The following is a 13,522-nucleotide window of genomic DNA, read 5'->3' as shown; positions in this document are numbered from 1 at the left end:
CGCGGTGCGTCCGGGCCCTGTCGCGTCCGGCGCGCCCGTACGCTGGGCCCATGGCCCCCCATCCCTCGACCGACACCCCCGCCGGCCCGCCCGAGGAGCCGCGCCTGAGCCCCGCCGAGCGCTACGCGCGGGCCCGCCGCGAGCGCCACCACGCCGGCTCCGAGCTGTCCGCGTTCGCCGCCCGGCTGGACTTCCCGCTGGACGACTTCCAACGCGAGGCCTGCCGGGAGGTCGAGGACGGCCACGGCGTACTCGTGGCGGCGCCCACCGGTGCGGGCAAGACCGTGGTGGGGGAGTTCGCCGTGCACCTGGCCCTCGCCCGCGGCCGGAAGGCGTTCTACACCACGCCCATCAAGGCGCTCTCGAACCAGAAGTTCCTGGACCTGAGGCGCGTGCACGGCGCGGAGAACGTCGGACTGCTGACCGGCGACACGTCCGTGAACGCGGACGCGCCCGTGGTGGTGATGACCACCGAGGTCCTGCGCAACATGCTCTACGCGGACTCCGAGGCCCTCACGGATCTGGGCTACGTGGTGATGGACGAGGTGCACTATCTCGCCGATCGGTTCCGCGGCCCGGTGTGGGAGGAGGTCATCATCCACCTGCCCGAGCATGTGCAGCTGATCTCCCTCTCCGCCACCGTGTCCAACGCCGAGGAGTTCGGCTCGTGGCTGGACACCGTGCGCGGGGCGACGACCGTGGTGGTCTCCGAGCACCGCCCCGTGCCGCTGTGGCAGCACGTCATGGCGGGCGGCCGCCTCTACGACCTGTTCGCGGAGGACGTCGCCTTCGAGGACACCGCCGACGCCGACGGCACGCCGCTGCTGAACCCCGAGCTGGAACGCCTCGCGCGCGAGGCCGAGCGCGGCGGCCAGCGCCCCGACTGGGGCCGGCCCGGCCGGGGACGCCGCGACGAGGGCGGCCGCGGCGGCGCGAAGGGCCGTGGCGGGCGTTCCGGGGGTCGGGACCGGGGTCGCGGCAGCCGGGACACCCGTCCCGACGCGGGACGCTCCTCCGGCTGGGACCGGAACCGCGGCACCAGCGCCTCCCTCGGGACCTCCGGCGGCGGCCGGGATCACCGGGACGGCCGCGGCCCGGGCCTGATGACCTCCCGACCGGAGATGATCCGCGTCCTGGACCGCGAGGGCCTGCTGCCGGGCATCACGTTCATCTTCTCGCGGGCCGGCTGCGACGGCGCCGTGGAGCAGTGCCTGCGGGCCGGGCTGGACCTCACCACCGCCCACGAGAAGGCGCGGATCGCCGCGCGCGTGGACGAGGCGGCCCGCCTCCTGCCGGCCGAGGACCTGGACGTGCTCGGGTTCTGGGCGTGGCGGGACGGGCTGTCCCGGGGCTTCGCCGCCCACCACGCCGGGATGCTGCCGCCGTTCAAGGAGGCCGTGGAGGACCTCTTCGCCGCCGGCGTGCTCAAGACCGTGTTCGCCACCGAGACCCTCGCCCTGGGGGTGAACATGCCGGCCCGCTCGGTGGTGCTGGAAAAGCTCGTCAAGTTCAACGGGGAGTCCCACGTGGACGTCACCCCGGGGGAGTACACCCAGCTGACGGGCCGCGCCGGCCGCCGCGGGATCGACGTCGAGGGCCACGCCGTGGTCATGTGGCGCCCCGGCCTGGACCCCGCTGCGGTGGCCGGCCTGGCCTCGCGGCGCACCTATCCGCTGAAGTCCTCGTTCCGGCCCACCTACAACATGTCCGTGAACCTGCTGGCCCAGGTGGGCGCCGAGCGCGCCCGCGGCATCCTCGAGTCCTCGTTCGCGCAGTTCCAGGCGGACCGATCGGTCGTCGGCCTGGCCCGGGAGGTGCGCTCCAAGCAGGGGACCCTGGAGAAGTACGAGGCCGCCATGGCCTGCGAGCGCGGCGACTTCGCCGAGTACCTCGCCCTGCGCAAGGAGGTGGCCGGCGCGGAGAAGTCCGGCTCGCAGGGCCGTCGTCGGGCCCACATCGCGGCGGTGAAGGAGTCCCTCGCGGACCTCGCCGTGGGGGACGTGATCGAGCTCGACGCCGGCCGGCGACTCGGGCGGGCCGTCGTCGTGATGCCCGCCGGCAATCCGCAGAACCCGCGCGTCGGGGTCGTGACGGACTCCGCGCACCTGCGCCGCATCACCCTGGACGACGTGGCCGACCCCGTGGAGCCCGTGGCCGGGGCGGACCTGGGCCAGACCGTGCAGGTCAAGACCCCGTCCCAGCGCAAGGACGTGGCCGCGCGGATGCGCGAGGCCGTGCGCACCCACCGCCCGCCCACCGGCGGCGCCCGGCGGGGGACCGGCTTCCGCCTCCGCGAGGAGGCCGACTCCCCGCGCCTGGAGGATCTGCGCCGCCGCCTGCAGGCGCACCCGTGCCACGCGTGCCCGGACCGGGAGGACCACGCCCGCTGGGGCGAGCGCTGGTGGGGGATGCGCCGGGAGGTGGGGCTGCTCCGCGAGCGGATCGCCGGGCGGACGAACACCATCGCCCGCACGTTCGACCGCGTGGTGGACCTGCTGAACCGGTACGGGTACGTGGGTCCGGATCCGGACGCGCCCGCCGAGGCGCTCTCGGACCGGGGTCAGACCCTGCGCCGCGTGTACGGGGAGCGGGACCTGCTCACCTCCCTCGTGCTCCACGACCCCGCCACCGCGCACCTGGGCCCCGAGGACTGGGCGTGCGTGGCCGCGCTGCTCGTGTACCAGGGCAAGGGCGAGTCCCAGGGGCTGCCCGTGGCCATGCCCAACGGCCGCCTCCAGCGGGTGGCCGAGGCCGTCGAGGAGCTCGAGGAGCGCCTGCGCGCGGACGAGGCCGCCGCCCGGATCGAGCCCACGCCGTCCACCGACCTCGGGCTCGTGGGACCCGTGCACCGCTGGGTGCGCGGGGGGACCCTGCGGGAGACCCTGCAGGGCGCCGAGCTGGCGGCCGGCGACTTCGTGCGCTGGGCGCGCCAGGTGATCGACGTGCTGGACCAGATCGCCCAGGTGCCCGGGGACGCCCACCGCTCCCGGAGCTGCCGACGCGCGGCCGGGCTCGTGGCCCGCGGCGTGGTGGCCACCTCCCTGCCCGGGGCGGCGGCCGAGCCCGAGGCGTGACCCCGGCGGCGGCTAGGGTGGAGCGGTGACCACCACCCTCCTGCACAGCGCCGTCGTCCATTCCGCCACCGACCCCTACGCCACCGCCCTGCTCGTGGCGGACGGGGTCGTCGCCTGGCTCGGGGAGGACGCCTCGGCGGACCGGGTGGCGGACGCCGGCGTCCCGCGCGTCGACCTCGAGGGGGCCGTGGTCGCCCCCGCCTTCGTGGAGCCGTGCGCGCGCCCCGCCGAGGCGCGGGCCGCCGTCGAGCGGGGCACGGCCGTGGTCACCGTGCTGGCCGAGCCGGGCCGGTCCGCCGCGGACACCCGGGCGGACGGCCCCGCCGCCGTGCAGGCCGTGGTGTACCGCGCCGCGGAGACCGTGGACCCGGAGGCCGCCGGCGTGTGGCTCACCGCGGGGGCGACCGAGCGCCCGGCCCTCGCCGCCCTCGTGGTCGCCTCCACGCGCGTGGGGGAGCAGGTGTACCTCGTGCCCCCGGTCGACGCTGATGAGGACGCCCGGGCCGCCGCCCAGCAGGACGCCCTGGCGGCCCTGCGCGCGGCCGCCGAGGAGCTCGGCCTCGCCGCCCTGGGCCGCGTCCGCCACCGCCTCGTGCTCACCGGCCCGGTCACCGCGGAGGACCGGGCGTTCCTGGCCTCCGCCGCCGTCGCCGTGACGGTGCTCCCGGACCCGGACGGCGTGCTGCGCGCGCCGCTGGGCAGCCTCCTGGCGGACGCCGTCCCGGTGTGCCTGAGCACCCGCGGCGGTGCGAGCCCGTGGGCGGCCGTCCGCGCCGCGCTGTCCCACCCTGACGCGGCCGAGCGGATCTCCGCCCGCTCGGCGTTCACCGCGGCCACGCGCACCCCGCTGCGCGCCCTGCCGGACGTGCCCGCCGCCGCCGTGCAGGCCGCCCCGCGCCTCGCCGTGTCCAGCCCGGCCACCTTCGCCGTGTGGCGCACGGACGCCGTGGCGGTGCAGTCCCCGGACGGGCGCGTGGCCGCGTGGAGCACGGACACCCGCGCCGGCACGCCGCTGCTGCCCGCCCTGGACGACCAGACGCCGCTGCCCACGTGGGCCGGCACATGGGTGGACGGGACGGCGCTGGCGGGCTGAGCGCGGCGCTCCGCCGGAGTTCCTATACTCGAACGGATTCCTGGGCCCCGCGTCGTGCTGTGGGCCTCCCCGACCTCGGAAGGCGAGACCACCGCATGCACGTGCTCACCATCATCCCCACCTACAACGAGATCGAGTCACTGCCGATCACCCTCGGCCGGCTCCGCGACGCGGTGCCGGACTCGGACGTGCTCGTGGTGGACGACGCCTCCCCGGACGGCACCGGTGCCTGGGCGGATGAGCGCGCGGCACAGGATGCGAACGTGCACGTGCTGCACCGCTCCGAGAAGAACGGCCTGGGCGGGGCCTACATCGCCGGCTTCCGCTGGGGGCTGGAGCGGGGCTACGACGTCCTCGTGGAGATGGACGCGGACGGCTCGCACCAGCCGGAGCAGCTGCCGCGCCTGCTGGAGGCCGTGCGCACCGCGGACCTGGTGATCGGCTCCCGCCGCGTCCCGGGCGGCAAGATGGTCAACTGGCCCGCCTCCCGCAAGCTCATCTCCGCCGCCGGCTCCCTGTACCCGCGCATCATGCTCGGCCTGAAGCTGACGGACGTCACGGCCGGCTACCGCGCCTACCGGGCGGACACCCTGCGGAAGATCGACCTGGACGCGGTCCAGTCCAAAGGCTACGGCTTCCAGGTGGACATGACCTTCCGGGTGGCCCGGCTGGGCCTGCGCATCGTGGAGGTGCCCATCACGTTCGTGGAGCGTGAGCTGGGGGAGTCCAAGATGAGCGGCGGCATCATCGGTGAGGCCGTGGTCAACGTGACCAAGTGGGGGGCCCAGGCCCGCTGGGAGACCCTCACGGGCCGCTCCGGCCGCCGCTGACCGGGCCCGGCCCGCACGACGACGGGGCCCGACCTGGCAGGTCGGGCCCCGTCGTCGTGCGGGCCGGGCGGAGACCTCCGCCGGTCGACCCGGGGCGGTCAGTCGTCCTCGCCGCGCGTGGCGCGCAGCTTCGTGAGCTGGACCTGGAAGGTCTCCTCGAGGTCCTCCATGGAGCGGCGCTCGAGCAGCATGTCCCAGTGGGTGCGGACCGGCTTGCCCTCGCTCTGCTCCGGCTTCTCGCCGTCCACGCGGAGGGCCTCCTTGCCGGTCTTCGAGGTCCACGTCGCCGGGACGTCCGCCTCGACGGCGAAGGTCACGAACACCTGCTCGCCGTCCTCTGTGCGGTACTCGACCCGCTGGCGGGGCGCCGGCTCGACGCCGGCCTCGGACTCCAGGGACTGCGCCCCCAGGCGCATGCCGCGCAGGCTGCGATCGCTCATCTGACCTCCTCCTCGGGCCGCGGCGCCGGGGCCCCGTGCGGGGCGCCCCCGGGCCGCCGCGGCGGCTCACTTCCTCCTCGGTGCAACCACCGATTCTCTCATGCCATTCCCGGGCCGCGGCGGCGCTCGGGGTCGACGGCGGGGAGGGGGTCCTCGAGGCCGGTCGGGGTGGCCAGGGCCTCGTCCAGCGTGGTGTCCTGCAGCGCCTCCGGCACCGCGGTGCCCGCGGTCAGGGCCTCGGGCACGCCCGCGGCGCGGAGCGCCTCAGCGGTGGTCGGTCGGCCCTCGCGCGGGCCGCGGGGCCGGTCCTGGCCCCGGGTGGAGGAGCCCCGCCCGGTGCGGCGGGCCGGGCGCGCGTCGCCGTCATCGGACGCCGGAGAGGAGGAGGAGCCGGCGTCCCGGCCGGGGCCGAACGCGTCCCCGAGCCCCTCGAGGGCGCGGGTGAGCTCGGCCGGGACGACGAACATGGTGTTCGACGTGCCCTCGGCGATCCGGGGGAGCTGCTGCAGGTACTGATAGGCGAGGACCTCGGAGTCGGCCTCGCCCTCGTGGATCGCGTCGAACACCACCTGGATGGCCTCCGCCTCCGCGTTGGCGCGCAGCACGCGGGCCTGGGCATCGCCCTCGGCGGCGAGGATCTGCGCCTGGCGCTCGCCCTCGGCGGTGAGGATCGCGGCCTGCTTGGTGCCCTCGGCGGTGAGGATCGCGGCGCGGCGGTCGCGCTCGGCGCGCATCTGCTTCTCCATGGAGTCCTGGATGGACATGGGCGGGTCGATCGCCTTGAGCTCCACCCGGGAGACGCGCAGACCCCAGCGGGTGGTCGCGTCGTCCAGGACGCCGCGCAGCTGGGAGTTGATCGAGTCGCGGGAGGTCAGCGCCTCCTCCAGGTTCATGCCGCCCACCACGTTGCGCAGGGTGGTGGTGGTGAGCTGCTCGACGGCCTGGATGTAGTTGGCGATCTCGTAGGTGGCGGCCTTCGCGTCTGTCACCTGGAAGTACACCACCGTGTCGATCGAGACCACGAGGTTGTCCTCGGTGATCACGGGCTGCGGCGGGAACGACACCACCTGCTCGCGCATGTCCACCTGGGGCAGCATCCGGTCGATGAACGGGATGATCAGCGTGAGGCCGGCTCCGGCGGTGCGCTGGTACTTGCCCAGGCGCTCGATGTTCGCGGTGCGGGCCTGCGGGATGATCTTGACGGACGAGGCCAGCACGACGACGACCAGGACGGCCAGCACCGCCAGCACGATGAGTGTCTCCATGGGGTTCCCTTCGATGGGGTGGTCAGGGGCGGGTCAGGGCGGGTCAGGGCTGCGGGGCGTCCCAGTCGATGACGGGGGCGGCGCGGACCACCAGGTGGGCGCCGGACACCGCGAGGACGGTGACCTCCTGGCCGGGGGCGGCGGGGCGGGCGCCGGGCTCGACCCGGGCGGACCAGGTCTCGCCGTCCACGGTGAGGACGCCCTGCTCCTCGGTCACGGGGGAGTCGGCGGTGAGGCGGCGGCCGATCAGGCCGTCGAGGTAGGAGGCGGAGGCGCCGGTGTCCTTGCGCAGATGGCGCAGGGCCACGGGGCGCACGGCGGCCAGCATGAGCAGGCTCGCGGCGGCGAACACGGCCACCTGGACCCCGACGCCGGCGCCCGCGAGCGCGGCCGCCCCGGCCGCGGCGGCCCCGGCCGCGAGCATGACGAGGACGAGGTCCAGGGTCAGCAGCTCCACCCCGGCCAGCACGCCGGCGGCCGCGAACCACAGCCATCCCGCGTTCGCCTCGAACCACTCCACGCGATCGACCTCCCCGTCCGTCGCGGCGCCGCGGGCGGGTCGCCCACGCGCATGCCGTCGGGCCCGGTGCCTGGGCGCCGCCCGTGGGCGACCCCGGACCGGCCCATGACCCCATCCTGCCCCACATCGGTCCCCGGCGCACCCGGCAGGGGACCGCCCGACCGGTAGACGGCAGGGCGAGGCGCACTCGGCGGCATTCCCCGCGGAGCCGCTAGTGTGATGGGCATGACATCGTCGGCCCCGCCCGCCTCCCCGCTCCTGGAGCCCATCACCGTGCGCGGGACGACCCTGCCCAACCGCGTCGTCATGGCGTCGATGCACCTCGGCCTCGAGGACCGCGTGGAGGACCTCGGAGCCCTCGCCGCCTTCTACGCCGAGCGCGCCGTCGGCGGGGTCGGGCTGATCGTCACCGGCGGTCTGGGCGTCACCCCGGAGGGGGCTGTGGCGCCCGGAGCGGGCCTGCTCGCCACGGAGGAGGACGCCCGGGCGCACCGGACCGTCACGGACGCCGTCCACGCGGCCGGCGGGCGGATCCTCGCCCAGCTGCTGCACACGGGCCGGTATGCCCGCGGCGCGGACCTGGTGTCCGCCTCCGCCACGCGGGCCCCGATCTCCCGGCACACCGCGCATGCCCTGACGGTGGGGGAGATCGCGGAGCTGGTGGCCGCGTACGCCCGGTCCGCCGCGCTGGCCCGGTCGGCCGGCTACGACGGCGTCGAGGTGATGGCCTCCGAGGGGTACCTGCTCAACCAGTTCCTGGCCCCGGCCACCAACCGCCGCACGGACGCCTACGGCGGGGACGCGGCGCGCCGGCGCCGGTTCCCCCAGGAGGTGGTGGCGGCGGTGCGCGGCGCGCTGGGGGAGGACGGGCTGCTGTCCGTCCGGACCTCGGTGACGGACCTCGTGGCCGACGGCCAGGACGGCGAGGAGGTGCTGGCCGCGGCCGCCGCCTTCGAGGCCGCGGGGGCCGACCTGCTGATGACGGGCGTGGGCTGGCATGAGTCCCGGGTGCCCACCGTGCTCACGTCCGTGCCCCGGGCCGCCTTCCTGGACGCCACCGCCCGCGTGCGCGCCGCCGTCGGGATCCCCGTCATCGCGGCCAACCGGCTGACCACCCCCGCCGACGCCGAGGCGGCCCTCACCGCCGGCGCCGCCGACCTCGTGGGGCTCGCCCGTCCGCTGCTGGCCGACCCGGATTGGGTGCGGAGCATCGGGCGGCCCGGCGCGGAGCACCTCACCCCGTGCATCGCCTGCAACCAGGCGTGCCTCGACCACGTCATGGTCGGGCGGCCGGTGAGCTGCCTGATGAACCCGCGGGCCGGCCGGGAGACCGATCCGCGCTACGCCCGGCCCGTCCCCGTGGCGCTCGGGCGGCGGCGGCGCATCGCCGTCGTCGGAGCGGGGCCGGCGGGGCTGACGGCGGCCCATCGAGCCGCCGGCTTCGGCCACGACGTCGTGCTCTACGAGGCGGCGGACGAGGTGGGCGGGCAGTTCCGCCTGGCCCGCCGGATCCCCGGCAAGGAGGAGTTCGCCCCGGCCCTGGAGCACCTGCGCGCCCGCGCGGTCGCCGCCGGGGTGGACCTGCGCACCGGGACAGCGGTCACCGTCGACACGCTCCTGACCGATGACGGCGCCCCCGCGTTCGACGAGGTCCTGGTGACCGCCGGGGTCCGGCCCCGAGCCGTCGACCTGCCGGGGATGGGGGAGCCGGGCGTCCCGGCCGTGCACGCCTACGACGACGTCGTCGCCGGCCGTGTCTCGTGCGGGCCCCGCGTGGCGGTGGTGGGCGCCGGCGGCGTCGGGGTGGACGTCGCGCAGCTGCTCGCCGCCCCGGAGGGGGAGCGGCCGGGGGAGCCCGAGCCGATCACGGCGTGGCGGGCGCGCTGGGGCGTCACGGACGACCCGTCCGTGCGCGGTGGCCTGACGGAGCGGGCGCCGCGTACCCCAGCCCGCGAGGTCGTGCTGCTGCAGCGCTCGCCCGAGCCGATCGGGTCCCGACTGCGTCCCACGTCCGGGTGGGTGCACCGCGCGGAGCTGGCCGCCCTCGGCGTGGAGCGGATGAGCGGCGTGGCGTACGAACGGCTGTCCGAGGACGGGTTGCACATTACCGTTCCGGGAGACGGACCTGACGAGCGCGTGCCGCGCGTGCTGGACGTGACGGACGTGGTGGTGTGCGCGGGCCAGGAGCCGGAGGCCGGCCTCGCCGGGGATCTCGTGGCGGCCGGCTATCTGGCCGGGGCGGTGCGCACCGTGGGGGGCGCGGAGGACGCGCGGGAGCTGGACGCCTACCGGGCCATGGACGCGGCCGTGCGCGCGGTGACCGGCTGACCGGGGGGCCGGGGGGCCGGGGGTTCAGCGGCCTGCCGGCGGCGCGGCGGGGCCGACGGCGCGCTCGCGCACCCCGGCCACCACGGCGTCGAGCCAGGTGCCCACCGAGGCGCGCGCGGTGTCCGTGTCCGGATAGCGGCACCGCAGGTGCAGCCCGGTGCCGTCCGAGACGAACCACACCATCACGTTGTCCGTCCGGATCCGCGCGCTCACCAGCTCGGCCTGCACCCGCCGCGAGTCCACCGCCACCGGCAGCCGGCGCAGGTCCAGCCAGGAGAGGGCGAACATGCCGGGGACGGCGCCGGCGTCGGGGTAGCGGGACAGCACCGGGTCGAGGCGCGGACGTCCGAGGCGCACGGCCTCCCGCACGGCGGCGGCCGCGTCCGCGGCGCAGGCGGACGCGGGGGCGAGCACGGAGTTCGCGATGAACCAGCCCACCGAGTCGTGCCAGCGCGGATCCAGCCGCGTGTGCACGGGGAAGAGGGCGCGCAGCGGGGACCCGGCCAGGCGCCCGGTGACCTCGGCGAGCACGGAGACCACGAGGGCGAGCGAGGAGACGCCCTGGCCGGCCGCCGCGTCGGCCAGCGCCTCGTTGCCGACCACGTCGAGCACGTCCCGCACCTCCACCCGCTCCGGGACGGGGGAGTCCGCCCCGAGCGGCAGGGGGAACACCGGGAAGTGGCCCCCGCACTCCTGGAGCATCCCGTGCCAGCGGGCGGCCTCCTCCGGGGACGGGGCGGGCCGCTCGGCCTGCAGGACCGTGTGCTCCCCGAAGGACGGCGCCGTCCCCAGTGCCGGGTCCCGTCCCTCCCGCAGGGCCTGCACGGCGTCCAGGAGGTCCCGCAGCAGCACGAGGAAGCTCCACATGTCCACGTGCGCGTGGTCCGACGCGATCAGCACCACGGGCCCGTCCATCGTCTCGATGACGCTGAGCCGATGGGACGGGGTCTGCTCGGGTGAGCAGGCCTCGTCGAGCAGGCGCCGGACGGCCACGTGCATCGGCTGGCCCGCCCGCACCGGGTGCTCCACCCAGGCCCCGCCGAGGACGGGGACCTCGTGCAGGGAGGGCACGCCGTCGTCGTCGAGGAGGGCGACCGTGCGCAGGGTGCCGTGCCGCTCGACCACCGCGTGCCACGCGCGGGAGAGGACCTCGCGCTGGACGGGCGCGGGCAACCGGAGGGCCAGGGCCATCCAGGAGCCCGCCCGCGGGCCCTCGCCGACGTGCCGGGCCTGGTCCGCGGACAGGGGGAGTGCCGCGCCGGGGGAGCCGACCTCGAGCCGATACGTCCACAGGGGACCGAACGGCAGGCGCAGGTGGGCCACGTTGGTCAGGCGCATGGCGCTAGTCTAGGGCGCTGGCGAGAGCACCGAGGAGGCCCGGAATGGCACGGTTCGAGACGTCCGGGGCGGTCCTGGACCACTCGACGGTCGGCATGCGCGGGCCCACGGTGGTGCGTCTGCACGGGCTGACCTCCTCCCGGCGACGCGACGCGCTGCTGGGGGTGGACGTCACCCGGGAGCTGGGGGATCGCCGGGTGCTGGCGTACGACGCCCGCGGGCACGGTCGGTCCACGGGGCGGCCCGTGCCCGAGGACTACCGGTGGAGCGCCCTGGCGAGCGACCTCGCCGAGCTGCTCGACGACGTCGCCCCCGGAGAGTCGGTGGTCGGCGCGGGCGTGTCCATGGGGTCCGGGACGCTGATGCACCTGGCCGTGCGCGAGCCGGAGCGGTTCCGTGCGCTGGTGCTGACGCTGCCGCCGACCGCCTGGTCCACGCGTGCCGCGAAGGCCGGGACGTACGAGGCGGCGGCCCGGGCCGTGGAGACACATGGTCTGCACAGGTTCCTCGGTGCGGCGCAGGCCGCGCACGTGCGGGCGCCGGCGGCCCTCGGGCCGGACGACACTACACCCGAGGTCACCGAGCGGCTGCTGCCGTCCGTCTACCGCGGGGCGGCGCTGAGCGACCTGCCAGCTCCGGCCGACCTCGCGGCCCTGGAGATGCCGGTGCTGATCCAGGCCTGGGTGGAGGACGTCACGCATCCGCTGAGCACGGCCGAACAGCTCCAGGCACTCATCCGCGGCAGTGAGCTGATGGTGGCGCGCACCCCGGACGACACGCGGGACTGGCCGCGTCGCACGGCCCGGTGGCTGGACGACGTCGTCGGGTGACGGGCCGACCTACAGACTGGCCAAGGGCGCGGCACGTCGGAATCCGCGCCCACGTGCAGGGTGCCAAGTTCGCCGATAATAGGCATTATGTCAACTAAGCCGCGTGGCGGCTCCCCCGACCCGACTCCTCCCGCGCATCGCGACTGGCTGACCGCTCCGCTGTGGCGCAGAGTGGGCGCATGAACCCGAAGACCCTCGCCGCCGCGGCGGCCTCCACCCTCGCCGCCGGAGTCACCGGCGTCGCCGTGAACGACGTGTTCCAGAAGCAGCACACGCTGCTCCGCAACTTCCCGGTGCTCGCGCGCGCCCGCTACGCGCTTGAGCGCATCGGCCCCGAGCTGCGCCAGTACATCGTGGCCAGCAACAACGAGGAACGCCCGTTCAGCCGCGACCAGCGCAGCTGGGTGTACTCGTCCGCCAAGGGAGCCAACAACTACTTCGGGTTCGGCACGGACAACGATGTGGAGAACACCACGTACCCGGTGGTCAAGCACCGGACGTTCTCGACCGTGGCCCCGCTGTCCGCCCTGGCGCTGGACCCGTCCCAGACCCTGCCGAGCGCCAAGGTGCTCGGGGGTCCTCGGGGTCGCCGCCACGCGTTCCGCCCGGCGTCCGTGGTGAACGTGTCCGCCATGTCCTTCGGCTCGCTCAGCGCGCAGGCCATCTCCGCCATCAACCAGGGCGCGGCCCTCGCCGGCTTCCTGCACAACACGGGCGAAGGCGGCCTCTCCGACCACCACCGCCAGGGCGGCGAGCTCATCCTGCAGATCGGCACCGGCTACTTCGGCTGCCGCGACGCGCAGGGCAACTTCGACCTCGACCGCCTCGCCGACGTCGTCGAGTCCGCCCCCGTGCGCGCCATCGAGATCAAGCTCAGCCAGGGCGCCAAGCCGGGCCTCGGAGGGCACCTGCCGGGCGCCAAGGTGACGGAGGAGATCGCGCGGATCCGCGGCGTCGAGGAGGGCAAGGACGTCGCCAGCCCGTCGCGGCACTCCGCGTTCTCGTCCGTGGACGAGATGCTCGACTTCGTCGAGATGGTCGCTGACCGCACCGGCCTCCCCGTGGGCATCAAGTCCGCCGTGGGCGAGCGTGACTTCTGGGTGGAGCTCGCGGAACTGATGGCCGACGGCAGCCGCGGGGTCGACTTCATCACCATCGACGGCGGCGAGGGCGGCACCGGCGCCGCTCCCCTGACCTTCTCCGACAGCGTGGCCTTCCCGTTCCGGGTGGCGTTCACCGAGGTCTACTCGATCTTCGCCTCGCGCGGCCTCCAGGACCGTGTCACCTGGATCGGCGCGGGCAAGCTCGGTCTGCCGGACAACGCGATCGTCGCCTTCGCCCTCGGCGTGGACATGATCCACGTGGCGCGTGAGGCCATGCTGGCCATCGGCTGCATCCAGGCGCAGAAGTGCCAGACGGACAAGTGCCCGGCCGGAGTCGCGACGCAGAATCCTTGGCTCTCGCGGGGTCTCGTCCCCGAGGACAAGGCGCCGCGACTGGCCCGCTACGTCCAGACCCTCCGTCGAGACCTGCTCAAGGTCTCGGAGGCGGCGGGCGTCCCCCATCCGGGCCTGCTCGGACCCGACGACGTCGACTTCGTGGAGCACACCCGCACGCATGTCTCCCTCCGCGAGGTGTACGGCTACGAGGACGGCTGGGGCGTGCCCGGTCCGGAGATCGCTGCCGAGATCACCCGGATCATGGTGGAGTCCGAGGACGGCCGCCCGGCCGAGGAGCAGGTGGTGCAGCACGAGCAGCTGCCCGAGGACGACGCGGCGGACACGACCACCCAGTGACGGGCTGA

The 13,522-nt window shown here is 75.3% G+C and carries 9 protein-coding genes and 1 pseudogene; 6 read left to right on the top strand and 4 right to left on the bottom strand.

All coding sequences use genetic code 11. The features are described 5' to 3' along the window. Positions 1-50 precede the first annotated feature (50 nt). The 3 genes from BJ976_RS04995 to BJ976_RS04985 all read left to right on the top strand — a co-directional run bounded on the left by BJ976_RS04995 (position 51) and on the right by BJ976_RS04985 (position 4,997). Positions 51-3,074, top strand: coding sequence for a DEAD/DEAH box helicase (locus tag BJ976_RS04995; protein WP_135027434.1), 3,024 nt, complete (start codon positions 51-53; stop codon positions 3,072-3,074). Between the two features lie 25 nt (positions 3,075-3,099). Then, on the top strand, positions 3,100-4,167 hold the full coding sequence (locus BJ976_RS04990) for a hypothetical protein (protein WP_135027432.1): 1,068 nt from the start codon (positions 3,100-3,102) through the stop codon (positions 4,165-4,167). Positions 4,168-4,262: 95 nt separating this feature from the next. After that, complete coding sequence (locus tag BJ976_RS04985; RefSeq protein ID WP_135027430.1) at positions 4,263-4,997, top strand: polyprenol monophosphomannose synthase; 735 nt, start codon at positions 4,263-4,265, stop codon at positions 4,995-4,997. Between the two features lie 98 nt (positions 4,998-5,095). On the opposite strand, the gene BJ976_RS04980 is transcribed toward BJ976_RS04985, so the two are convergent. The 3 genes and pseudogenes from BJ976_RS04980 to BJ976_RS04970 all read right to left on the bottom strand — a co-directional run bounded on the left by BJ976_RS04980 (position 5,096) and on the right by BJ976_RS04970 (position 7,222). Further along, positions 5,096-5,437 (bottom strand): RNA polymerase-binding protein RbpA, encoded by a 342-nt coding sequence (locus BJ976_RS04980; protein WP_135027427.1) that lies wholly within the window; start codon positions 5,435-5,437, stop codon positions 5,096-5,098. A gap of 347 nt (positions 5,438-5,784) precedes the next feature. Then, positions 5,785-6,702 (bottom strand): annotated as a pseudogene (locus BJ976_RS04975) (SPFH domain-containing protein); the annotation flags it as partial. Between the two features lie 43 nt (positions 6,703-6,745). Then, positions 6,746-7,222 carry an NfeD family protein gene (locus tag BJ976_RS04970; protein ID WP_135027421.1) on the bottom strand — a complete coding sequence of 159 codons (477 nt, stop codon included), beginning with the start codon at positions 7,220-7,222 and terminating at the stop codon, positions 6,746-6,748. Between the two features lie 225 nt (positions 7,223-7,447). Between BJ976_RS04970 and BJ976_RS04965 the strand changes: the two genes are divergently transcribed. Further along, positions 7,448-9,550 carry an oxidoreductase gene (locus BJ976_RS04965; RefSeq protein ID WP_135027418.1) on the top strand — a complete coding sequence of 701 codons (2,103 nt, stop codon included), beginning with the start codon at positions 7,448-7,450 and terminating at the stop codon, positions 9,548-9,550. A gap of 24 nt (positions 9,551-9,574) precedes the next feature. Here BJ976_RS04965 and BJ976_RS04960 read toward each other — a convergent pair whose 3' ends face one another. Further along, complete coding sequence (locus BJ976_RS04960; protein WP_135027415.1) at positions 9,575-10,888, bottom strand: condensation domain-containing protein; 1,314 nt, start codon at positions 10,886-10,888, stop codon at positions 9,575-9,577. A gap of 44 nt (positions 10,889-10,932) precedes the next feature. Here BJ976_RS04960 and BJ976_RS04955 point away from each other — a divergent pair, with 44 nt between their 5' ends. Continuing rightward, positions 10,933-11,718, top strand: coding sequence for an alpha/beta fold hydrolase (locus tag BJ976_RS04955; RefSeq protein ID WP_135027412.1), 786 nt, complete (start codon positions 10,933-10,935; stop codon positions 11,716-11,718). Between the two features lie 179 nt (positions 11,719-11,897). Beyond that, on the top strand, positions 11,898-13,514 hold the full coding sequence (locus BJ976_RS04950; protein WP_135027409.1) for an FMN-binding glutamate synthase family protein: 1,617 nt from the start codon (positions 11,898-11,900) through the stop codon (positions 13,512-13,514). The last annotated feature ends 8 nt before the right edge of the window (positions 13,515-13,522 follow it).

Source organism: Micrococcus flavus (assembly GCF_014204815.1).
GTDB classification, from domain to species: domain Bacteria; phylum Actinomycetota; class Actinomycetes; order Actinomycetales; family Micrococcaceae; genus Micrococcus; species Micrococcus flavus.
This window is presented reverse-complemented; position numbering and strand designations above follow the sequence as displayed.